General features: G+C 65.3%; 19 protein-coding genes and 3 tRNA genes. 7 read left to right on the forward strand and 15 right to left on the reverse strand.

Annotated features, from left to right (window positions below; genetic code table 11):
- Positions 1-216 precede the first annotated feature (216 nt).
- From rpmG to BE0216_RS05480, 5 genes are all read right to left on the reverse strand, one after another.
- Positions 217-384, reverse strand: a complete 168-nt coding sequence (gene rpmG, locus BE0216_RS05460) for a 50S ribosomal protein L33 (RefSeq protein ID WP_072724800.1) — start codon at positions 382-384, stop codon at positions 217-219.
- A 52-nt stretch (positions 385-436) separates the two neighbouring features.
- Positions 437-510, reverse strand: a tRNA-Met gene (locus BE0216_RS05465).
- Positions 511-514: 4 nt separating this feature from the next.
- Positions 515-586 (reverse strand) — tRNA-Thr (locus BE0216_RS05470).
- Position 587: 1 nt separating this feature from the next.
- Positions 588-669, reverse strand: a tRNA-Tyr gene (locus tag BE0216_RS05475).
- Between the two features lie 101 nt (positions 670-770).
- Positions 771-1850 carry a histidinol-phosphate transaminase gene (locus BE0216_RS05480; protein WP_094637335.1) on the reverse strand — a complete coding sequence of 360 codons (1080 nt, stop codon included), beginning with the start codon at positions 1848-1850 and terminating at the stop codon, positions 771-773.
- A gap of 116 nt (positions 1851-1966) precedes the next feature.
- Between BE0216_RS05480 and BE0216_RS05485 the strand changes: the two genes are divergently transcribed.
- Positions 1967-3220 (forward strand): trans-sulfuration enzyme family protein, encoded by a 1254-nt coding sequence (locus tag BE0216_RS05485; protein ID WP_094637423.1) that lies wholly within the window; start codon positions 1967-1969, stop codon positions 3218-3220.
- Positions 3221-3307: 87 nt separating this feature from the next.
- On the opposite strand, the gene BE0216_RS05490 is transcribed toward BE0216_RS05485, so the two are convergent.
- The 5 genes from BE0216_RS05490 to BE0216_RS05510 form a co-directional block, all read right to left on the reverse strand.
- Positions 3308-7768, reverse strand: a complete 4461-nt coding sequence (locus tag BE0216_RS05490; protein WP_158217237.1) for a transglutaminaseTgpA domain-containing protein — start codon at positions 7766-7768, stop codon at positions 3308-3310.
- Positions 7769-7909: 141 nt separating this feature from the next.
- Complete coding sequence (locus BE0216_RS05495) at positions 7910-8869, reverse strand: AAA family ATPase (protein WP_094637337.1); 960 nt, start codon at positions 8867-8869, stop codon at positions 7910-7912.
- A gap of 173 nt (positions 8870-9042) precedes the next feature.
- Positions 9043-9336: a co-chaperone GroES gene (gene groES, locus BE0216_RS05500; RefSeq protein ID WP_072724791.1), complete on the reverse strand. Its 294-nt coding sequence runs from the start codon at positions 9334-9336 to the stop codon at positions 9043-9045.
- A gap of 186 nt (positions 9337-9522) precedes the next feature.
- A complete protein-coding gene (locus tag BE0216_RS05505) occupies positions 9523-10695 on the reverse strand; it encodes a hypothetical protein (RefSeq protein ID WP_094637338.1) in 1173 nt (390 codons plus the stop codon).
- Positions 10696-10787: 92 nt separating this feature from the next.
- A complete protein-coding gene (locus BE0216_RS05510) occupies positions 10788-11462 on the reverse strand; it encodes a GNAT family N-acetyltransferase (protein ID WP_169714286.1) in 675 nt (224 codons plus the stop codon).
- Between the two features lie 72 nt (positions 11463-11534).
- On the opposite strand from BE0216_RS05510, the gene BE0216_RS05515 reads away from it, so the two are divergent.
- The 3 genes from BE0216_RS05515 (at position 11535) to BE0216_RS05525 (ending at position 13412) form a co-directional block, all read left to right on the forward strand.
- Entirely contained in the window at positions 11535-12278 is a 744-nt protein-coding gene (locus BE0216_RS05515) for a 5-formyltetrahydrofolate cyclo-ligase (protein WP_094637340.1), read from the forward strand.
- A gap of 49 nt (positions 12279-12327) precedes the next feature.
- Complete coding sequence (locus tag BE0216_RS05520; RefSeq protein ID WP_094637341.1) at positions 12328-12525, forward strand: FmdB family zinc ribbon protein; 198 nt, start codon at positions 12328-12330, stop codon at positions 12523-12525.
- A 287-nt stretch (positions 12526-12812) separates the two neighbouring features.
- Positions 12813-13412 (forward strand): SAF domain-containing protein, encoded by a 600-nt coding sequence (locus BE0216_RS05525; RefSeq protein WP_158217238.1) that lies wholly within the window; start codon positions 12813-12815, stop codon positions 13410-13412.
- Between the two features lie 84 nt (positions 13413-13496).
- Here BE0216_RS05525 and BE0216_RS05530 read toward each other — a convergent pair whose 3' ends face one another.
- The 5 genes from BE0216_RS05530 to rplJ form a co-directional block, all read right to left on the reverse strand.
- Positions 13497-13709, reverse strand: coding sequence for a hypothetical protein (locus BE0216_RS05530; RefSeq protein ID WP_094637343.1), 213 nt, complete (start codon positions 13707-13709; stop codon positions 13497-13499).
- A gap of 2 nt (positions 13710-13711) precedes the next feature.
- The gene (locus BE0216_RS05535) at positions 13712-17326 is read right to left on the reverse strand and encodes a helicase (protein ID WP_404801809.1); all 3615 of its coding nucleotides are present in this window, start codon (positions 17324-17326) and stop codon (positions 13712-13714) included.
- An 8-nt stretch (positions 17327-17334) separates the two neighbouring features.
- Positions 17335-18885 (reverse strand): FHA domain-containing protein, encoded by a 1551-nt coding sequence (locus BE0216_RS05540; RefSeq protein WP_094637345.1) that lies wholly within the window; start codon positions 18883-18885, stop codon positions 17335-17337.
- A 177-nt stretch (positions 18886-19062) separates the two neighbouring features.
- Complete coding sequence (rplL, locus tag BE0216_RS05545; protein ID WP_072724773.1) at positions 19063-19446, reverse strand: 50S ribosomal protein L7/L12; 384 nt, start codon at positions 19444-19446, stop codon at positions 19063-19065.
- Between the two features lie 111 nt (positions 19447-19557).
- The gene (rplJ, locus tag BE0216_RS05550; protein WP_072724771.1) at positions 19558-20079 is read right to left on the reverse strand and encodes a 50S ribosomal protein L10; all 522 of its coding nucleotides are present in this window, start codon (positions 20077-20079) and stop codon (positions 19558-19560) included.
- A 481-nt stretch (positions 20080-20560) separates the two neighbouring features.
- Here rplJ and BE0216_RS05555 point away from each other — a divergent pair, with 481 nt between their 5' ends.
- From BE0216_RS05555 to BE0216_RS05565, 3 genes are read left to right on the forward strand one after another with little or no spacing between them, the layout of a single operon-like run.
- Positions 20561-20854, forward strand: coding sequence for a type II toxin-antitoxin system RelE/ParE family toxin (locus BE0216_RS05555; protein ID WP_158217239.1), 294 nt, complete (start codon positions 20561-20563; stop codon positions 20852-20854).
- Positions 20854-21237 carry an addiction module antidote protein gene (locus tag BE0216_RS05560; protein ID WP_211279949.1) on the forward strand — a complete coding sequence of 128 codons (384 nt, stop codon included), beginning with the start codon at positions 20854-20856 and terminating at the stop codon, positions 21235-21237. The genes BE0216_RS05555 and BE0216_RS05560 overlap by 1 nt, the downstream gene beginning before the upstream one ends.
- Complete coding sequence (locus BE0216_RS05565) at positions 21234-21491, forward strand: hypothetical protein (protein ID WP_094637348.1); 258 nt, start codon at positions 21234-21236, stop codon at positions 21489-21491. The genes BE0216_RS05560 and BE0216_RS05565 overlap by 4 nt, the downstream gene beginning before the upstream one ends.
- The last annotated feature ends 236 nt before the right edge of the window (positions 21492-21727 follow it).

Consider the following 21727-nt stretch of genomic DNA (forward strand, 5'->3'; position numbering starts at 1 on the left):
CTTACTCCACGGCTCCCACGACGGACGGCACACTTCCGTAAAAAAACCGCCGCTGACGCCGACTCAGCGGCGCAAATTACGCGGAAGACGCCGCATTTTCCGTAAAACTGACGCTGAGTGCGACTCAGCGGACGTTTTTACGCGAGGCTCCGTTGAGGCCGTCCGGAATACGCAAAAGCCCGACCGGGCTGGTCGGGCTTTTCTGAAGCTTGATGCTTAGCGGGTCTCGCGATGCGCGGTCTGCTTGCCGCAACGCGGGCAGAACTTGTTCAGTTCGAGACGGTCGGGCGTATTGCGACGATTCTTCGTCGTGATGTAGTTACGCTCCTTGCACTCGGTGCATGCCAGCGTGATGCCGGGACGGATGTCGGCGCTCTTAGCCATTTCATTCACCTCTAGTCGTAATAAGCGCCTGCCGGTTGACAGGCGCGATTTGTAGCGAGGAAGAGGCTCGAACTCTTGACCTTACGATTATGAGTCGTACGCTCTAGCCAGCTGAGCTACCCCGCCAGAGAGCCCCGAGTGAGAATCGGACTCACGACCTCTTCCTTACCAAGGAAGTGCTCTACCACTGAGCTATCGGGGCGTGGCGGATAGTGGATTCGAACCACTGAAGCACGAAGCGCCTGATTTACAGTCAGGTCCCTTTGACCGCTTGGGAAATCCGCCAGCCGTTTCCCTCCGGACCGTGGGGCCCGTCAGGCAACTTGGTTAGTATGCCACGGCTTTGAGACAATCGCAAGTCGCGTGTCGCGCCACCGTGTGTCGCGTTAGAAACCAGCGGTTTTCAGCCGTTCGCACACCTCGATCACCGCCGTATTCGCCTCGGGCTCCCCGATGGAGATGCGGATGCCTTCGCCGGGGAACACGCGTGTGGAAAGGCCTGCCTTGAGGAATTCGGCCGCGGCGGCTTCGGTGCGCTCCCCCAGCGGAAGCCAGAAGAAGTTCGCATACGGCTGGGGAAAATCCCATCCCTGGGCTTGGAGCGCGGCGACCACGCGGTCGCGTTCGGCCACAATCGACCTGACGCGGGCCTCAAGCTCGTCCTCGGCGTCCAGACTGGCGAGCGCGGCGGATTGGGCCACATCGGTCACACCGAAGGGCAGAGCGACCTTGCGCATGCCGTCGATCACGTCTTCCGGGGCGATTGCGTAGCCGATGCGCAGGCCCGCGAGTCCGTAGGCTTTGGAGAAGGTGTGGGCGACGACCACGTTGGGGTATTCGCGGAACAGATCCATCGCCACGCTGGTGCCTTCGGCGGTGTTGAACTGGATGTATGCCTCGTCGAACAGCACGAGCACGTCGGAGGGGACGGCCTGCATGATGCGGCGCGCGTCGGCATCCGAGATGGAGGTTGCGGTGGGATTGTTCGGATTGTTGACGATGACCAAGCGGGTGCGCTCGTTGACGGCGGCGATCAGCGCGTCGACGTCGTGGCCGCCGTCGGGCAGATTCGGCACCTGCACGCTGGTGGCGCCCGCGCCGGTGACGATGATCGGATAGGCTTCGAAGCTGCGCCACGGGTAGACGATCTCGTCGCCGGGGCCGGCCACCAGGCCCACCAGCATGGTGATGACCTCGGTGGAGCCGCAGCCGAGCACGATGTTTTCCGGTTCCACGCCGTATTTGGCAGCCAGACGCTCGACCACCGCCCAGCCGCGCATGTCGGGATAGCGGTTGAGACGGGTGAGCGCATTGGCGTTGATGGCGTCGACGACGCTGGGCAGCGGGTCGAAGGCGTTCTCGTTGCTGGAGATCTTGTAGGAGCGTTGGCCGGCGACCTGAGGCGCGGGCTTGCCCTGCTTGTAGCCGGGGATGGTGTCGATAATGGCGCGATGTTGGAAAGTCATGCCCCATATCCTATACCGGTTCTTGTTATATCGTGTTCAAAAACCGCATTGTGGAGCGGTTTTCGCCTCTTTTGCCCCACTTGCGCGCGATGGGCGGCGCTGGCATGCTGGGCAGCATGACTTCACAACTGGTACATCATGGGCAATCTTTCGACGACCAGCCGCTGGGATTCGGCACGCTCAGCGTCCATTTGGGCAACGGCGTGGACGCCGAGACGGGCGCGATCCGCAGGCCGATCACGCTCGCCAACGCGTACGCGCTGCCGTACGATCCCTCCGACATCAACTGGTCGAGTTCCGACGTGAACCTGTACACGCGCAACGGGCATCCGAACCAGCGTTACCTCGAGGAGAAGCTGGCCCGGCTGGAGGGTGCCGAGGACGCGGTGGCGGTGGCCTCCGGCGTGGCGGCGCTGTCGGCGACGTTCACCACGTTCCTGGGCCGGGGCGACCATGCGATTTTCTCGGACACGACGTATATCGCGGCCTATCGTCTGCTCAACGAGATCCTGCCGGAGAAGTACGGCATCGAGACCTCGATCGTCGACACCTCCGACCCCGAGAACGTGCGGGCGGCGCTCAAAGGCAACACCAAGCTCGTGCATATCGAGACGCCGGCGAACCCGACGCTGAAGGTGTCGAATATCGAGGCCATCGCGCGCATCGCGCACGAGCATGGGGCCGCGGCCGGCCATGAGGTGCTCGTCAGCGTGGACAACACCTTCAACACGCCGTACAACGTGCGCCCGCTCGATTTGGGCGCGGATATCGTGATCGAAAGCCTGACCAAGTACATCAACGGGCACGGCGACGCGCTGGGAGGCCTGATCGCCACCACCAAGGCGCGCACCGACGAGATCCGTTTCACCGCGCAGGTGAACTACGGCGGCATCATCTCGCCGTTCAACGCCTGGCTGATCAACCGCGGTTCGGTGACGTTGCCGCTGCGCGTCCGCCAGCACAACGCCTCGGCGCTGGCGATCGCCCGGCATCTGCAGTCGATTCCGGCCGTGCGCTTCGTGGCGTATCCGGGTTTGGAAAGCCATCCGGGCCATGCGGTGGCCGCCTCGCAGCTGGCCCGCGCGGATTCCGGTTTCGGCGGTGTGCTCTCATTCGGCTTGGACACCGACCATGAGGGGCACAACCGTTTCGTCTCGAAACTCAACGTGATCACCTCGGCCGTTTCGCTCGGCCACGACGAAAGCCTGATCGTGTTCCTCGGCGAGGACGATGAGCGGCAATACCTGTATCCGGGCGACTTCCACCGTGGGTTCTTCCGTCTGGCGGTCGGCTTGGAGGATACGGACGATCTGATCCGCGATATCGACCATGCCTTGGCCGAGGCAGGTTTCGACGTCCCCTCCGCCTGAGGGAAGCTGGGCATCGGCACCGACATCCCCCTGCTCGACTGGCGACGTCCCCTCCGCCTGAGGGAAGCTGGCCAAAGGGGCACCCGATTAGGATGATGGGATAAGCGAGGCGGGGAAGACGCGGCGCAGGATGTTCCCGTTTCTGGACGCGAGGGCGCGGACGGCGACGGCGAGATCCGCCGCCAGTCCCGCGTCGTGGGCCGGTCCGTCGGTACCGAACGCGGCGAGCATGGCCTGATCGGCGACCTGACGCACGATCGCCGCGGCATTGAGGGCGGGAGTCTCCGCCGTCAAATAGGCGATAATCCGCCCGGCGATGACGGCGTCGCTGTCGGAGGATTCCCACCGCACGCCGGCATCCCACGCGCTGTCGCGCAATTCGGACCACGCGGCCCGCCAAGCCCGAGCCCACCGCTCGTCGCCTTGCGCGGACGCTCCAACGGTGACGTCGAGCGCACCGGTTTCTCCGCCGGCGGCACCCGCGCCAGCACCCGCTCCATCACCCACGTCGACACCCGCATCGATGCTGCGGCACGCGTCCTCGACAATGGCGAAGCGACGGCGGCGGCGCAAGGCACGCGCCCCGGCGGGAAGCGATGCGAGCGCGATCGCGCAGACCATGACGCCGGCCACAATCAGCGCCACCCGGGCCCATGACGGCAGCGTCGACCAGAACGACCCGCCCGCGCCGACGTCATCAGCCGTATCGGAAACGGCATCGTCGGCGGCGGACTCGTCCGAGGCGTCGGCGTCTGAAGCGTCATCATCCGAAACGTCGTCATCCACGGCCGTATCGTCGGCGGCACCGTCATCCGTGCCGATATCGACGGAAGCGCCGGTGTCCGCCGAGTCATCGGCGTCGGCCGAATCCGCCCCATCCGTCGCCCCCGTCTCCGAGGCCGCGCTGCCGTTCTCGCTGGTGGCGGGCGTCACGTCGAAGGGCACCCAACCCACGCTGTCGATATACGCTTCGACCCAGGCGTGCAGTTGCCGCGCCATCACGTTGTATCGGCCGGTCGAATCGCGCTCGCCCACGCCGGCGTTGTAGCCGAGCACCATACGCGTGGGCACGCCCATCGCGCGGCCCAGCACAGCCAAGGCGCTGGCGTAGTGCGCGCAGTAGCCGGCGTGGCCGCCGTCGGGATCGAGGAAGTCGTCAAGCGTCTCCATATTGTTGCGGCCGTCGCCGTCGGGCGCGTCCAGCGTGTAGGTGAAGCCGTTCGCCGGATCGGTGAAGTAGTCCACCAGCCAACGCATCGCGGCGACCTGCTGGTCGTAGCCCTCGCCGTCGGTGGCCACGCCGTCCGCCCGCGCCTGTTCGACCACCACGTTCACCTGCTCGGACAGGTCGTCGGGCAGGCCCGCATACCGTTCGTGGATTTCGCTTTCCCTCTCGTCGAGGGCGTCGAACAGCTGTTGGTACCGCTCGGCCATAATGCGGCCGCTCTGCGTGTCGCTGCCGAACGCCGATCCGTATTCGGCGTAGCCTCCTTGCTCCACCACGGCCCACAGCAGCGTTTGGGCCAGTCCTTCCTGCCCCTCCTGCCGCTCGATCGTGCTGAGCCGCCATGTTCCGTTCAGGGATTCCTGCCGGCATAGGATCTCACCGGTGGCGCCGTCGACGATCGCCTCCTCGCCCTGCTCGTCCTGCGCCACCTGCAGATCGCTCACGTCGACCGCCAACAGGGCGAGCGTCACCTGGTCATCACCGGAGAACGCCAGCCCCTTGATGTCGTCGTCGGCGATTCCCAGCCGCTCCTTCAGCGCGTCGGTGAAGGTGTAGTCGAAGGGGAATCCGGATACGGCGACGCCGCCGGTTCCGGACCCGTCGTCGGCCCCTTGGACGATGCCGGCGCCGTTCGCGACCGTGGCCACCACCTCGCCTTGCGCGTCCACCAACGCGCCCGATTCCCGATCGAGGGTGAAATGCGCGAGGATGACACCGCCGACGCGCTCCGCATACCCTTCGGCGACGGCCTGCGTGCGGGCCGCGAGACGCTGCGTCATATCCATGTCCGTCTCGCCGTTCTCGCCTGTCTCGCCGCGCACAAGCTGGCCCAGGGCGAGCACGCCGTCGATCTGGGAGAAGCCGGCGTCGGTGGAGATGGGCGTGATGTACGAGCCGTACACCCGATAGTTCGTATTCTCATCGGTGCCGCCCGTGCGGTTGTACACCGTTCCATCCTCGTACTGCACCCAGTTGCTGTTCACGCCCGTCACCGATGAGGCGTCGCCGATCACCGGCAGGAACCGCGAGCTCAGAGTGGTGATGTTCACTTGGGCCCCGGCCTGCAGGCGGCTCATCGTATTGCGTTCGGCCTCCGACATGCCGTAGGCGTCGTATCCCAGATAGTCGCTGTATCCCAGTATGTCGAGATAGGCGCTTAAGGGGCTGAGGCTGATGCGCTGCCACCAGTCCAGCTCATCCTCCTCGTTGGCGCCGAGACGGATGCCGGAGCCGTAGAAGCCGCCGTCGATGGCGAGCGACTGGTCGAAATTCCACGTATCGCCGTCGAAGTCGTCGAGGGTGGCCATGCGCAGATACAGCCGTTGCTCGGCCTGATAGCTGAGCACGGTCGATTCGGAGCCGGTCTGCAGCGTGCGTTTGAGGTCGATCATCGGATTGATGGTGTTCGCGGAGAACAGTCCCGCGTTGTCGCCGATGGACAAAGGCACGCGGTAGGCCCAGGCGGTGGCGGCCGGGGTGAGCGCCAACGCGATCGCGGTGACGGCGGCGGTGGCGGCGACGGGCACGGCCGGGGCGATGCGTCTCGGATGCGCGGCCCATAGGCTCAAGGGGAAGGCCGCGATAAGCAGGCTGAGCTCCCACCAGGGCGCGAGACGTCCGACGAAAGCGTAGTCGGCGGCGAGCGCGGCGGCCGGCAGGATGATAAGCGCGGGCGCGCAGGAGCGTTCGAACAGAAGGCAGCGCAGGATGACGGCGGCGAGCGCGATGATCAGAATGAGGAACAGGTCTCCGGCCGCGTCGACGTTCAACGGCGGCAGTTGCAGGTTGAGTTGGTCGAAGCCGGCGCCCACGCTGTCGGCAAGCGTCTGCCAAAAGCCGGCCGTGTACGTCTCCGTCAGCGGCACGTCGCCGTCGGAGGTGACGATGCTGACGGATTCGCTTTGACCACCCACCAGCTCGTGCAGCCATACGCCGGCGATGTCATGCACCCGCAGGATGACCAGCGGCACGGTGGCGACGAGCACGGCCAGCGCCATACCGGCCGTGCGCCAGGCGGCGCGCAGGGCGGTTTTCGAGGGGATCTGCGATTCGATGGCGACGCATCCCAACGCCCCGGCCGCGAACCACGGCCAGTAGACATCATCGGCGGAGGCCAGTCCCGTAAGCGCGTGGACGGTCACGCCGAAGAACACCAGCAGCGTCGCCGCGGTGGCGATCCGCCCGATGATGTCAGCCGCCGGGGAGGAGCCTCGCGGTTCGGACCGGACCGGCTGGGATCCGAAGGCCACGGCGGTGAGTGCGGAATCGTCTGGCAGAGGCGCGATGGAGCGGACGTGCAGACACCCTGCGGGCACGACGGTATGCAACGCCGTGGCGAGGGGGCCACGCGGATCGGCGGAATACAGCGTCACATGCGCCGATTCGTGGCGACGCGCGGCAAACCAGCGTTCCACGGTCGTCTCGCACGCTTTCGCCGAAACACCCTCCTGCGGTGATGGGGCGTTGGCGGAGCCCGGCGAAGGCTTGGATGCGGCCTTCGGCTCGCGCTCGCCATCCGCTTGTATGGCGGCGAGCAGTGTGAGTATGGATTCGTAGTCGTCGGCGATATGCGTGCCGGCGATGACGGTGAGCCGCATATTCGTGTCACGGGCCGCGCGTGCGATGGCCGCGACCTGCGCGGCGGCCGCGTCGAGCGCATCCGGCGCGCAGTCCGTGTCCACGACGATCGCGGTGTTGGTGTGGGATTCACGATCGGTTTCGCGCGTCATCAGCGCGCCGCGGTGCGCGCTGTGCCGCCAGGAGATGGTTTTGGGCGGATCGCCCGGCATGTAGCCGCGCACGCTTCCCGCGTTCTCGTCGCTGTTGCGCCCCTGCATTCGCAGATCCGCCGTCAGCCGGCGCGCGTCGTCTTCGGTTTCGACGTCGGGCAGGACGGCGATCCGCGTTTCGGAACGGACCACGCGTCGCATGGCGATCAGTCCGAACAGGTCACGCCAGGCAAGCGAGGTGGAGGACAGCCGGTACAGTCCGCGTCTGCGAGGCGGCGCGCCCACGAATCGGCCGATCACCACGCCGTCGGCGTCGCACTGCTCGTATTGGCCGCGCACGGTCATATCCCGCGGTGCCAACAGTTCAACCAGTCGGAAGAACCAGCGCGGCGATCGCACGGAAGCGTCGCCGGTGTGACGCAGCGGCACGATGACGAACTGGGCCACGGCCACGATAAGCGACACCGCCACCGTCAGCGCGACGGCCACGAACACCCCCATCAGCGCGCGGTCGTCCAATAGCAATCCGCCATAGCAGGCCAACGCGCCGAACAACAGCACCAGCAGACCCGCGAACGTCGGACGCATCATGCCGTGGGCGTGCCAGCCGCGGGGGCGCATACTCCGATCCGCATGCCGCAGCCGCGGCCCGCGCAAATCCCGAGCGCCGCCGCCGTGCCGTCGTCCACCCGCGTCTGCCGCCATATCGATCTGCCGCCCGTCAACCAGCGATTACGCGTTGGCGACCCGAGGCGCGGCCGTCGCGGCGACGATATCGGCGACCAGCGCGCGCGAACGGGCCATCACACTCGTGCCGTATCCGCCATGGTCCAACACCAGACGGTGCGCCAGCACGGGAGCGGCCACCGCCTGCACGTCATCGACGAGCACGAAATCGCGTCCAAGCATCATCGCGCGGGCGCGCGCCATCGCGCCCAACCCCAGACTGCCTCGCGGCGAGGCGCCGTAACGCACGCCCTCCCAACGGCGTGTGGCGGCGACCAACGCGACGATATAGTCCGCGATCGGCCGCGCGATACGCACTTGGCCAGCCCGCGCGCGCAGACGCGCGATATCCTCGGCGGAACACACCTGATCCAGATGCGCCAGCGGGGAGTCCGTGTGGTCGTTCGCCACCATGGCCGATTCGGCCTCCGCGGTGGGGTATCCGAAGCTCGCGCAGGTCATGAAACGGTCGAGCTGCGCCTCGGGCAGGGCGTACGTGCCCTCCAGTTCGATGGGGTTCTGCGTGGCGATCACCATATAGGGATCCGGCAGCGGGTAGGTGCCGCCGTCCACGCTGATCTGCCCTTCGGCCATGGCCTCCAGCATGGCCGACTGGGTTTTGGGATTCGCGCGGTTGATCTCGTCGGCGATGACGATGTTGGCAAACAGCGGACCCGGATGGAATTCGAATTGGCCGGTGGCCTGCTGGTACACGCTCACACCGGTCAGGTCGCCGGGCAGCATGTCGGGCGTGAACTGGATGCGTTTCGACGTGCCGCCCACACCGCGCGCCATCGCCCGGGCCAACGTGGTTTTGCCCACGCCGGGCACGTCCTCAAGCAGCAGATGCCCGCCCGCGACCATCGTGCACACGGCGAGTTCGATCACCTCGCGGGAGCATGACAGCACGGAGGCCAGCGCCTCGGTGAGACTGCCCAACACGGCGGTTTCTGGAGTGGATGTCATCACGACCTCGTTTCAGGTGGCCCCGCTTCCCCTCGCCATCAGTCTACGCGCATGGCGGCCGTCCTTCCAATACGCGGATTGAAGGATTCCCCATACCCGCCGCGCATGGAAGAACCCCGCTCCTGCCGAGGCGGGAAGCGGGGTTCGCAACGTAACGTTTTTCGCGAAGGCTATCAGCCGAGGATGGCGAGCACATCGCGGGAGGCGATGATCAGGTAGTCCTCGCCCTCGTAGTGCACCTCGGTGCCGCCGTACTTGGAGTACAGCACCTTGTCGCCGACCTTGACGTCGACGGGGATGCGCTCGCCCTTGTCGTCGCGACGGCCCGGTCCGACGGCCAGAACCTCGCCCTGCTGCGGCTTCTCCTTGGCGTTGTCCGGAATGTACAGGCCGGAAGCGGTCTGGGTTTCGGCCTCAGCCTGCTTGACGATGATCTTGTCTTCCAACGGTGTGAGCTTGATCGCCACTGTGGGTCACCTCTTACTGTTCGATACCGATAGTTACCGCGCCAGGACCGGACTCAAGAGGCTGACGATCACTTGCGCCGTCCTTGCACTAGGGACCATCGTAGCGCGGTTGTTAGCACTCTGCCAACTTGAGTGCTAACGCTGAGAGAGAAAAGTCGGGACGCCCGCGACCGGGCAAAGTCCGCGTCAGGCGGCGCGACGGGAGAGGATGGATTCGAGACCCACACCCAGGGAATCCGACGTGGCGGCCGGCGGATCGATATCCGTACGCTCCTCGCGGTCGTGGAAGGAGGCGGCGTCCTGCTCGGCGACCTTGCGGGCCTGTTCGGAGATCAGCTCGGCCGTCTCCTCGCCCACCGGTTCGGCTTTGGCGACCTGGCGCATCGACTTGATCTCCAGGCTCTGCGGCTCGTCGGCGCGCTCCTCGACGATATTGCGCGGCGCCCCCAACGAGAAGGAGATGAGATCCTGCGAGACGGCCATCTCGAACGCGTCCAGAGCCTGCGATGGGCGGATCCGGTCGAGCTGCGTGGTGTGGTCGTCCTGCTGATCCGGCTGGACCTGCGCCGTCGGTTGGTCCTGCGATGCCTGCGGAACCGACTCCTCCGCCTGCCGCGCGGATTCGGCGGACTCGGACGGATGTCCATCCATACCATCGGAGGATAGGCCGTCGGCGGATGCGCCATCGGCCGCGGCGGCCTCACGCAGCGCCATCGCCTGGGCTTTGGCGATTTCGGCGTCACGCAACGCGCGGCGGATCTCACGCTGTTCCATCACATCGGTATCGGCCTCGCCGACCGCGACCACCACCTCATCGGCGGGAGCATCCCCCGGCACCGGCTGTTCCGGAGCCTTGACGGCCTGCGCGCCCCGCGCCTGCGAGCGCTTGGCGAGACTCACCTTCCGCTCCCACGCGCGGGCCTGCTTCGCCGCGTTGACGCCCAACGCCAGCACGATGACGAGCAGCGCCGCGGGAATCAGCGCGAATAGCGGGCTGAAACGCAACACCACCGCCAGCACCAGCACCAGCACGGTGACGGCGGCCAACGACAGCACCAGAATGCGACGGCGACGCGCGGCCGCACGACGCAGCCCACGTATACGGGCGATATGCTCGTCGCTTAGTCTGGCCTGCGATGTTTCTGCCTGCACGGTCGTCCCTTTCGCCCATTGAGGTGGCTCATCCGTGAACCGCGTCCCGCTCTCGGCATCCACCAGATGCAGGGAGGGGGAGAATCGGTCCTGCCGATGTTCCGCCACTCGCTTCATACCGTTGGCTGTCCGGGCGGGCAGCCAGACGGCGATGAGAATCACGACGACCACCAGCACGACAACCGTACTCAGCGACTCGTAACCCATAAGCTCCAAGAATAGGAGATACCGTAACCATCTGTGCGCATGCTTCTGGGCGTGTCGGGCTGAAAGCACCTGAAAATCGGCTGATATGGCCCCTACTGGGGCACGTTCGCACCCCGTCGCGCAAGACGTGCCGCGAACCCCTCGTCTCCGGCGTCCTCCGTCAAAAGCGCGTAGGTCTCATGGTCCCGCCATTGGCCGTTGACATACATATACCGCTCGCGCACGCCTTCGTGGCGCGCCCCCACTTTGCGCGCCACGCTTTGGGAACGCTCGTTCTCCGGCAGAATGGCGATTTCCAGACGGTGCAGCGCGGGACCGGTGAAATCGGTGAGCGCCCAATCCGCCAGAAGACCGACGGCCATCGGCGCGATGCCCCGTCCCGCATGCCGTTGGTCGACCCAGTAGCCGACCACGCCGGTGCGCATCGCCCCGTAGCAGATGGCGCCCAGCGAAACCTGCCCGACGATGCGGGTCTGGTATTCGATGGCGAACACCGCGCCCACGCCTTGCTGTTCGTTGCGTCGCAGCCGTTGCATCCACTGGTTGTAGGTCAGGCCGGGCCCGTGCAGCGGATCGCCGGATTCCCACGGTTTGAGCCAGTCGTCATTGGCCCAGCGCACGTCGTTCCACTCGTCGGCGTCATCCGCCGTCAACGGACGCAGCGTAACCGGCACGCCGCCGGCGGGCGCGTGCAGCTGGTACGGCATGCGGATGGCGTTGGGCGAGACTGGCGCGAACGCGTCGCGAAGGGTTTGAAAAACGGACACGCCCCTATTGTGTCACCGACGACGACAACCGCCGCCGCGCCAAAGACCGACCGGCATGGTAGAACGGCCGGTATGGAAGACCTGCGGACCAAATCGGCGTTGCGTACGGCCGCGCTCGCCCGGCGCAAAACCGTGCCCGTCGGGGAACGCGAGCGAGCGGGCGTCGCGTTGGCGTCCCGGATCGGCGAATTGCCGGCCGCGGCGACGGTGGCGGCGTATGTGTCGATGGGCAGTGAGATTCCGATGGAACCCGCGCTGCGGGCGTGGCTTGACGCGGGCGTGCGCGTGCTGGTGCCGCGGTTGGGGTCGGGACTGCGGATCGGATGGAGCGTTCTGCCCGCGATTGGGGCATTGCGGGATGTGGATTCCGCTGGCGTTCCTATCGCCCGGCTTATGGGCGAGGGTGATGCGGGTGATGCGCGGGCTGAATCGTCTGAATCGTCTGAATCGTCCGCATCGTCCGCATCGGCTGCATCGTCCGCATCGCGGTCCCAGCCGAGCAATCCTCGCCGCCCGCAGGAGCCGGATGGCGAGGTGCTGCCGCCCGAAGCGTTGGCCCAGGCCGATTTGATCGTGGTGCCCGCTTTGGCCGTGGACCGCGGGGGCGTGCGTTTGGGGCGTGGAGGCGGATGGTACGACCGTGCGCTGGAGCATCGTCGCGCCGATGCTCCGGTGGTCGCCGTGGTGTGGCCGTGGGAGATCGTCGATGGCCCGCTGCCCCATGAGGCGCATGACGTGCCGGTGGATGCGGCGCTCAGCGTGGACGGCGTCGTCATGTTCGCCCGGCGCGATGCCGACTGTCGGCCCCATGACTAGGATATGAACGGTTGCAACACTTGAGACAGACGTCGTAGCGGAGGATTTCATGCCCACGTATCATTATCGCTGCAAGAACTGCGGCTATGACTTCACCGAACACCAGTCGTTCGACGACGACCCGATCACCGTATGCCCCGAATGCCATGAGGCGCAGGTGCGTAAGGTCTTCTCCGCCGTGCCGGTCACGTTCAAGGGCAGCGGTTTCTACCGCACGGACGGCGCGTCCGGCGGCTCCACGAAGTAAGGCGAGGCGCGCGAGGGGCGTTCCGGGCATACGACCGGGAGGTTTTGGTAAGTCGCACCAAGTTTTTTCGGTGGATAACCCGAGGCTGGAACCACATAGGCCGTTCCGGCTTGCGGTCGCATTCTTCCACAGGTCATCATGCAAGCATGGTGACCTTTTTTCATAAGCGTGTTCCCCAACGGGGATCTCTGGCCCGTCGTCGTGCGACGACGCGGCTGCGGCGGTGGCTTGCGGCATGCTGCGCCGCGGTGGCCGTGTGCGCCGTGATGTCCGCGGTGTCATCCCTGGTGACGACCACACCGGTGGTGGTGGCGCGGACGGCGATCCGGCGCGGGGAGACGATCGAGCAGACCGATGTGGCATGGGCGGATATGCCCGTATCGCCGACCAGCCGTCTGCTGGTCGACTCCACCGCATTGGTGGTGGGGCGTGTGGCGCAGGTCGACATCGACGTCGGACAGCCTTTCACCACGCATATGGCGCGGGATTCCCCGGTCACGCCGGCGGGGCACACGGTGATCGAGGTGCGCCTGTCCAGCGACGCGGAACGGCTTATCGCCGGCGATACGGTTTCGTTGGTGTCGGCCATGGGCTGCGACGCGGCCGTTGGGGACGCCCCGGAAGCCGTATCGGGGTCCGGTGCCGAGGCCGGCGCGGATGCCGGCGCGGATGCCGACAGGGATGTGAACGGGAAGGTAGGCGAGGATGCCGGTTTATTGGATGGTGCCTGCGTGCTGGCGCGATCGGCTTTGGCGATGGACCGCTCCCATGCCGATGAGGCCTCGGCCTCCGCGGGATCGGTGGTGCCGTTCGCCATGCCGCCGCGCGACGCGCTGCGGGTGATGGCCTCGCAGGAGGCCGGCGCCATCGTGGCCGTCACACGCTGATACGTATCGTCACAGGATGACGCAAGCCGTCACAGGCTAACGCGAGCCATCACGCGCTGACGAGAACCGCGCTGACGCGAGCCGTCAACGCTTGTCGTTGAACACGGCCCAGTGCGGCGGCAGTTCGCCGAGGATGCGCTGGTCGTCATCGGCGGCGCGCTGGCGGTCGGTGACCATATCGCCCGGTTCGAGTTTGACGCCGTCCGCGTCGAAGAGTTCGGTGCCTTGCCGGACCACGCGCCTATGCTTGCGCGCGGTCCGCCGTTCGGCCGAATACGGTTCGCGCTCATCGGCCATGGCTACTTGACCTCCCGGTAGATTTCGGCGATGCGCGCCACGATGCGGTCGACCTCCTTGTCGGGGTTGACGAACGCGGCCACGCTCCACACGACCATCACGTTCCAGCCAAGCGTGTTCAGATTCTGCATCAGCAGACGATGGCGTTCCCTGGTGGATTGGATGCCCATGAACCCCGCGTCGTCGGTCAGCACGGCCAACGCGTACGGCTTGCCCTTGAGTCCGACGACCAGCGGGATCGCCATGCCTCGCTCGTAGCCGTACCCCACCGTGGCGTCGAGTCCGCGGGCGCGGATGCGGTCGGCGAGATCGGCGAACAGCACGTTGTCGCCGGAATCCTGTGTGCGGGGAGGCGTTGCCTGTTCGTCGAGCCGCTGGGCCCATGCCAGCATGGACTTGAGCAGTTTGGGTCCGGGCTGGTGCAGACGCTCGTCGTCGAGATCATCGGCGGTGAACGCGCTGACGATATCCAGATGACGGTCGGCCAAGGCCAAGGCGTCCAACAGCATGCCGCGGCCGCCCTCATCCTCCAGCACGCCGAACTGCTGCAGCAGACGACCATGCGAGGTCTTCGCATAGCACAGCGACACGATCACGTCGGTGGCATGGGAACCGGCCACCTCACGCAAGGAGACCAGACGCACATGGCGCAGGAAACGGCCCATCGACTTGTTCTTCGCGGCCAGCGACTTCAGTTCGGAGCCGAGACGGGTGCGGAACACCTCGGTAAGCGTCACGACGGACAGCATGTATCCGGCCGGCACGATGGTGAAGCTCGCGGCGCGTTCGGTGATGATGCGCACCACCTCATCGATCTCGCGCTGGCTGGATTCCACCAGACCGGACAGCATCACCGGCACGCCGGTCGCCTCGAGCGCATGCAGGCGCACCTTGCCGCACATGGCTTCGGTGGCGGTGTCGTGACGCACCACGCCATAGCCTTCGGATTCGAGGAACGCGGTCAGGCGCGGGTCGCGACGCATCGGATGGGAGGTCACTTCGATATGCGGCAGCATATCCATCAGCAGCTTCAGGCTGGAGCAGGTCACCGTGGCACCATGGGCGAGCACGACGATCTGGCGGGCGCGGCTGACGATGGAGAGCATCTGGACGGCCGGAATATGCGCGCATGCATCGAGAATCGCCACGTCGGCGATCACCCCCGGATCGGTGAGCGCGGCGAGCGTGCCCGGGGTGGCCACCAGCACCGGCTTGGCGGCGGCGAGGATTTCGGGATGGTCGCGGCGAATGCGGCTCAACGGCACGTTGGCCCGCCCGGCGAGCACCGTATGCAGCTGGTTCGCCTCCTGCGTGCGGGAGAACAGCATATCGCACAGACGACGCATCGACTCCTGCGCGACCATGGGGCCGACCGAGCGCACATGCTCGACGTCCACCTGGGCGAACCGGTCGGAGACGGTTTGCAGGGCGGATCCATCCTGATTGGAGATGATGGCGGAGGAGCGCACGATATCCTCGAACACCGTGGTCCACCATGCCAACTGCAGTTCGCCGCGCACGGCGTCGCCGTCCACGCGGCGCGCGCGCAGATCCTCGACGAATTCACCAAGGCCGCAGGAGGCGAACTCCTGCTCCAGACGGCAGCGCTCCGGCAGGGTGTCCAAGGCGATATGGTCGTCGAACAGCATGGTCAGCCGCTGTTCGGCATCGTTGAAATCCGAGGTTTCGAAATTGCCGCCCTGCGGAGTGGTGGACAGCACCGCGTCCAGCGCGGTCATATGCTGCGACACCGCCTCCTGCGTGGCGATGATCTCATCGAGTTTGCTCGGCAGCACGGGCCAGCCGCCGTGCGGCACGAACTGGTGCCACTGGTCGGCCTGCTTGGACACCACCTTCAGCGCCTCGTGCAGGTTCTCGACCTGCGCGCCGGCACGCAGCAGTCCACGGGCCTCCTTGACATGGCGTCGGCGTTCCCAGAACCCCATCGACGTGCCTTCGGCCTTGCGCTGCGCCTTGGGTTTGGTCGCCTCGATCATCGCGTCGATATCGCGTTCGAAGATCTCCGGCTGGAACACGTCAAGCACGCGGCGCAGATTCTTCAGCACGGTGACCTGGCGGCCCCACTCGCGGGCGGTGGGAGGCACGGGGAATCCACAGGTCTCCACAGTGCGGGTCACCTGTTCGCGGGTGGCGGGCAGCAGCTTGCCCAGCAGATCGGACACCCGCTGATAGACGTCGACGGCCTCGTCCTCGGTGGTGATGGACGCGCCGAACCATGCGGTGTCGTCGGGGCCGATCACGAATTCGCCGAGCTCGCCGGCGCGTTCGAGCTTGCCGATCCACTCGTCCATCTGCCCGCCGATGCTTTGCGCGCATTCCCGGCTCAGACGCACGCGCGTGGCGGGATGCGTGGGCAGCACCGCGATGCGGGCCAGATTCTGGATGGTCTGGTAGGCGGAGACGCCCCACTGTTCGTTGAGGCCGTGCAGGTCGCCGAGATAACGGGTCAGACGCGAGCGCACGCCGACCAATTCGTCGGCCAGCTGGTCGAAGCGCTGGGTGGCGACGCCGGGCTGGAAGCCGACCGCGGTGATGAGCTGACGGTCGATGGAGGCGTTCATGCCGTCGTCGGCCACGTCAAGCATCAGTCCGCCGAGTTCGTTGGTGTTCATGGCCTGCGCGAAACGGCGCTTCTGCTCGGCCACGCCGGGCACGTACAGCACGGAGCGCCCGCTCATCACGCAGCGTGTGGCGATGGCGACCGCCTGCCCCGCGGTGTCTTTGGCCACATCGCCGTCGACGACGATGCTGCGCCCGGAGGCGGCGACATTGGCGGCATAGCGTACGGTGTTGTCCACATCGCCAACCTCGTACTCGCCATGGGGGTCGGCGTCGAAGGGGCTGAACTGCGGCAGGTCGGCGTCGGACAGCGTGGCCATGGCGGCCTCGTTGCCCGCCAGAGCGTCCAGCAGCACGTTGCCGGTCGGCCCGTCCTCAAGCTGGTCGATCAGTCGCTGGCTTTCGCTCAGCGTCAACGCGGAGGGCTCCATGAAGCAGCCGAGCACGATGCGTCGTTCGATGGTGAAATCGGCGATTCGGGCCTCCGCCTCGGCGGCGATCTTCGCGAACATGGCGGAGGTCTCCGGAGTGCCGCTTTCATAGTTCGCGCCGTCGAACAGCGCGGCCTCGTCCAGCATGACGCCCTGGCTGTGCATCACGGAGACGAACACGTCGTTAAGCGCCACATGCCCGGTGAAGCGGATCGTGGTGTTGCCCTCCGACTCGCCCACCTGGGGCAGCGTGACATCCACCGGATACAGCAGCACCGGCAGGGCGTTGCCGTGCCAGGTGGCGACGCCGACCGCCAGCGAAAGTTCGGCCACGCCGCTGACGCGTTGTTTGGCGTTGCGGTCGTCGATCACGCGCGAGATATGGCGGCCCGACGCTTTGAGCATGCCGCTGTCGCGGAACAACGCGGCGAGATTCGCGTGTCCGCTGGCGAACAGCTGGGCGATGCCGGAGGGATGGGCATGCGTCATGTCGAGCTGCGCGGACAGCTGCTTGATATCCTCCAACGGCGATGGCGGCAGCGCCGCACGGTACTGCTCACGCCACTGACGGATCGTGTCGAGACGGCTATTGGTGTTTTCGGTCATACTTCGACTCACTTTCCAACTGCCTCACGGTAGTCCTGATATCCCTGATTGCGGGCGAGCGCCTCGTCGATATCGCGGTTTCCCTGCGCGGCCAGCCACGCATAGAGGTCGTCGTACAGCGAGGGGTTCATCGCGAGGAACGGCAGCAGTTCCGGATGCCGCGCCATTTCGAACTGCATGGCAAAATCCTCGGTGCGACGGGCATCGTCGGAGTTCAGTCCGTCAACCTGCACCACCTGCTCCTGGGCGTCGAATTCCCCCTTGGAGACGCGCTCGAACACGGAACCGGGCTCGAACGCAGGAGTGTAGGCGTCGGCGGCCATATCATTGCCGGATTCCATCGCGGTGAACGTCATCGAAGCGTTCGCCGCCGTGGCGGTGGGCGTCGCGGCGGATGCCACGGTCGTGGTCGGAGTCGGGGAAGCATCCTCCATGGGAGCGAACACGATCCGCTGCGGCTCGGCCGTCTGCGACTCGATCACTTGCGGCTCGGTCGTCTGCGCCATCGGCGTATCGCCTTCGCCCTGAGCTTCGGGTTCGACGGCCGCGTACGAATCGGAGGCCGTCTCGTCGACCGGCGCGATCCGGTCGGACGCTGCCGGCTGGTCGACGGGCTCGGACTGCGCAGCGAACACGGACTGCGCGACGAACACGGACTGTTCCGCGGATTGCGCGGCTTCCGCAGCCTCAAATGATCCGGACGCCGCGAACGACAGCGCGTCGGCGGATGCCTCGGTCTGCGCTTCGGGCATCGCCTCCGGCTTGTCGGCATCAACCGGCGCGGCATCGGTCGGAGTCTCGGCCACGGCGGCCACCGTCGCGAACGGATCGACCGACGCCGGCTGCATGGCGACCTCGTCGGCGGCCAGCGGCACCAGCTGCGGCGCGGCCTGCGTCTGGGACTCCCCGGCCGTGGTGGCCACCGCGTCGGCGAACAGATCGCGGGGCTGCTCAGGTTCACGGTCGAGCTGGGTCAGTGGATTGGAGAGATCGAGCTCGCTCACCCTGCGCTTCACACTGGCCGCGTCGAACATACTGGTGGGCTCGCCGGCCCGCAGATCGAGAATATCGTCCACCGACATATCGGCGGCGTCCGGCTCCTGTTTGGCGGGTTCGACCGCGAAACCGAACAGGTCGGGCACGGGCGTATCCTCCGGTTCCGCCTCGACCGGCTGCTCGAGGCGGATCAGATCCACCGGCACATCGCCGAACTGCATGCGCATCGGCGAGGTGGGCAGCAGAAAGTCGACGCCCGCCGGCAACCGCAGCAGGTCGCCGTTGTCCCGCACCACATAGGTGCCGTTGGTCGAGTTCAGATCGCAGATGACCGCGCCGCCGGACTGCTGCACTTCGAACACCGCATGCCGTTTCGACATCGACTTGGTGCCGTCGATCACATCGACGCGCGTATTGCCGTCATCCGCCAGCGGACGCAGCGGCTTACGGCCGATCTCAACGCGCTCGCCCGGTTTGACGCTGACATGGTCGATCCCATTGATTCTCACCGTCCACTGCACCGTGCCAGCCTTCCTTTCACGCAAAAACACACTACGAGCCATTGTGTCATGCTTCCTTGAGAATTCGCGGATTGTCCTCAAGGATTAACAACTTCCGCCGATTTCCCCCCGTTGTGAACCCTCCGGTCCACGCCCGACTATGCGGAGAACCCCGCAGTCCATACGGAACTGCGGGGTTCTTCCAAGCGTCGCAATAGGCGGGTTTCACACCCGCGCGTATTACTTGAGCTCGACGGTGGCGCCAGCCTCTTCCAGCTGAGCCTTGGCCTTCTCGGCGTCTTCCTTCTTGGCCTTCTCCAGGACCGGCTTCGGAGCGCCGTCCACGAGAGCCTTGGCCTCGGCCAGGCCGAGGTTGGTGATGGCGCGCACGGCCTTGATCACCTGGATCTTCTTGTCGCCAACGGCGGCGAGGACGACGTCGAACTCGTCCTTCTCTTCCTCGGCGGCGGCAGCAGCGCCCGGAGCGGCGGCGACGGCGACGGCGGCCGGAGCGGCGGCCTCGACATCGAACTTCTCCTCGAAGGCCTTGACGAACTCGGAGAGCTCGACGAGGGTCATCTCACCAAAGGCTTCCAGCAGCTCTTCGTTGGTGTACTTAGCCATAATGGCTTCCTTTCCATCTTGGTCGCGGATGAAGTGGATTCCGCAACCGAATAAACCTTGTTTGTTTTCAGTTATGAAGCTTCATGATTCACGCGGCGAGCCGCAGGCGAATCAGGCAGCCTTCTCCTGCTTCTCGCGCAGGGCGTCGATCGTACGCACGGCCTTGGTCGGCAGGGCGTTGAACAGGTACGCGGCCTTGGCCATCGTAGCCTTGACGTCGCCGGCGAACTCGGCGAGCAGCTGCGGACGAGACTTGAGGTCTGCCAGCTTCTGGGCGGCTTCGGCGTCGTACACGATGCCGTCAGCGGCGGCACCCTTGACAACCAGAGCCTTGTTCTCCTTGGCAAAGTCACGCAGGATCTTCGCCACCTCGATGAAGTCGCCCTTCACGAACGTGACGGCGGTCGGGCCGGAGAGGATCTCGTCGAGACCTTCGATGCCCGCTTCCTTGGCGGCGATGCGTGCCAGCGTGTTCTTAGCCACAGTGTAGGAAGTATCGCGGCCTAGCTTTTCACGCAGATCGGAGATCTGCGGAACGGTAAGCCCGCGGTACTCGGTCAGGTAGACGGCGTCAGCGTTACGGAACTGCTCCGTAAGCTGGGCGACCACCACTTCCTTTTCGGGCCTCTTCATGGCGTTCCTTCCTAAGTCGGCCGTTGACTTGAAGGACGGATCGTCCCGCCGGGCAATAAAAAGCCCTGCGCACAGGCAGAGCAACATAATCTCGCAAGCGAACCTGCGTACCCTTGACGGGCTTATATCTCTCAACCTGCGCTGGCTTGGCGAACCAAACTTCGGGAGTGCTTGCACACTCCAACCAACGGTCTGTGGTTTACAAGTCGACAACTATACCGACCCGAGCGGACCCACACCCAATCCGGGCGTGTCGCGCTTGGCAGCGACGATGCGCTTTGGCCGCGACGCCGCTGTCGGAGGAACGCACCGGACGCGCATCGCCTTTGTGGATAACTCAAAGGCTCGAACCACACAAGACTGTTCGACTGGACATCCTCGCCTCCTTCCGCCCACCATCGAACTATCGCGTGCGAGACGGGAGACTATTATGCCTATTGACTTTCCGTATCCAATCGGATACACTTCGAAATGGACGATTATGCAGTCGAGCCACTACGACAAATGGTGGCGGAAACTCGAGGATGCCCGCGCAAAGAAAAGGATCGGTTCTTCGCTGCGCCGCATGGAGCGCGAAGGACGACTTCTGGGAGACTGGAAGATCTTCGATGGCATCATCGAATTCCGATTCGACTTCGGCCCTGGCTACCGAGTCTACGCGGCACTCGAAAAAGACGAGTTGCTCCTACTGCTCGCCGGAGGGGACAAAGGCAGCCAAAGCCGAGATATCTTTGCGGCTAGGCAACTTCTAGCTCAGCGACGAAAGGAACGATGATGGACACCACATTTTCCACTTGGCATATCGAGGATGACATCCGATCCGACGAGGATGCCATCGGATATCTCAACGCAGCGCTTGAAGAGCGCGACCCGGCCTCGCTGCAGGATATGCTCGGCGTGGTCGCGCGCGCCCGAGGGATGACGGGCGTCGCCCGGGCGTCCGGATTGGGCCGCGAATCGCTGTACAAGGCGCTGCGCCCCGATTCTAAACCTTCGTTCGATACCATCATGCGCGTGGCCGACGCCTTGGGAGCGCAGCTGTACTTCCTTCCCAAAGACATCGACATGGAGGCGGTGCATAACGCCATCGAAGAAGTGAAACAGCATGCCGCCAAGCAAACGACCATCCCCACCACCGCAACAGGAAGCCTGACATGAGCCAAACCACAGAACCAGCATCCCACCGAACGCCGAAGGACCCGCAGAAGTCACAGAAGCCCGCCGCCCAAACAGCCACCACCCGAGCGTGGCCGCATAAGGAACGTCAATCACGCAATCCTTTCGCGGTCAATCCGCGAGCGCAGGGAATCAAAGGCAAAGACGGCGGCAAATCACTAGGCAAAGGCACGATGCCGTTCAAAGCCACCGGCCACAAAGGCGGCATCAGCAGACAGGGTTCAAAACGCGGCTGACCGACGTCATCCGATCGCCACGAATCGAAGCGAGGCGCGCATCTCGCCCGTCATCGAGTTCGGTCATTGCCCGCTCTCCATACATCATGATCCGTCGTATCGGACGATTGCCGTTCAGATCGGTGAAATGCAGGCCAGCATCAGATACAGCGAACCTAACAGCCCGGTCGTCCGCTGGCTTCGAAGCCGGTGAGCCGAAATAAACACAGCAATAATGAGACGGCATGGGCGATTCC

This window comes from Bifidobacterium eulemuris (genome assembly GCF_014898155.1).
Taxonomy (GTDB): Bacteria; Actinomycetota; Actinomycetes; order Actinomycetales; family Bifidobacteriaceae; genus Bifidobacterium; species Bifidobacterium eulemuris.

What these genes read in the sequence shown, in the direction of transcription:
- rpmG (WP_072724800.1), bottom strand. Translation starts at nt 384, where the DNA reads ATGGCTAAGAGCGCCGACATCCGTCCCGGCATCACGCTGGCATGCACC.
- BE0216_RS05480 (WP_094637335.1), bottom strand. Translation starts at nt 1,850, where the DNA reads ATGACTTTCCAACATCGCGCCATTATCGACACCATCCCCGGCTACAAG.
- BE0216_RS05485 (WP_094637423.1), top strand. Translation starts at nt 1,967, where the DNA reads ATGACTTCACAACTGGTACATCATGGGCAATCTTTCGACGACCAGCCG.
- BE0216_RS05490 (WP_158217237.1), bottom strand. Translation starts at nt 7,768, where the DNA reads ATGATGCGTCCGACGTTCGCGGGTCTGCTGGTGCTGTTGTTCGGCGCG.
- BE0216_RS05495 (WP_094637337.1), bottom strand. Translation starts at nt 8,869, where the DNA reads ATGACATCCACTCCAGAAACCGCCGTGTTGGGCAGTCTCACCGAGGCG.
- BE0216_RS05505 (WP_094637338.1), bottom strand. Translation starts at nt 10,695, where the DNA reads ATGGGTTACGAGTCGCTGAGTACGGTTGTCGTGCTGGTGGTCGTCGTG.
- BE0216_RS05515 (WP_094637340.1), top strand. Translation starts at nt 11,535, where the DNA reads ATGGAAGACCTGCGGACCAAATCGGCGTTGCGTACGGCCGCGCTCGCC.
- BE0216_RS05520 (WP_094637341.1), top strand. Translation starts at nt 12,328, where the DNA reads ATGCCCACGTATCATTATCGCTGCAAGAACTGCGGCTATGACTTCACC.
- BE0216_RS05530 (WP_094637343.1), bottom strand. Translation starts at nt 13,709, where the DNA reads ATGGCCGATGAGCGCGAACCGTATTCGGCCGAACGGCGGACCGCGCGC.
- BE0216_RS05535 (WP_404801809.1), bottom strand. Translation starts at nt 17,326, where the DNA reads ATGACCGAAAACACCAATAGCCGTCTCGACACGATCCGTCAGTGGCGT.
- BE0216_RS05540 (WP_094637345.1), bottom strand. Translation starts at nt 18,885, where the DNA reads ATGGCTCGTAGTGTGTTTTTGCGTGAAAGGAAGGCTGGCACGGTGCAG.
- rplL (WP_072724773.1), bottom strand. Translation starts at nt 19,446, where the DNA reads ATGGCTAAGTACACCAACGAAGAGCTGCTGGAAGCCTTTGGTGAGATG.
- rplJ (WP_072724771.1), bottom strand. Translation starts at nt 20,079, where the DNA reads ATGAAGAGGCCCGAAAAGGAAGTGGTGGTCGCCCAGCTTACGGAGCAG.
- BE0216_RS05555 (WP_158217239.1), top strand. Translation starts at nt 20,561, where the DNA reads ATGCAGTCGAGCCACTACGACAAATGGTGGCGGAAACTCGAGGATGCC.
- BE0216_RS05560 (WP_211279949.1), top strand. Translation starts at nt 20,854, where the DNA reads ATGGACACCACATTTTCCACTTGGCATATCGAGGATGACATCCGATCC.
- BE0216_RS05565 (WP_094637348.1), top strand. Translation starts at nt 21,234, where the DNA reads ATGAGCCAAACCACAGAACCAGCATCCCACCGAACGCCGAAGGACCCG.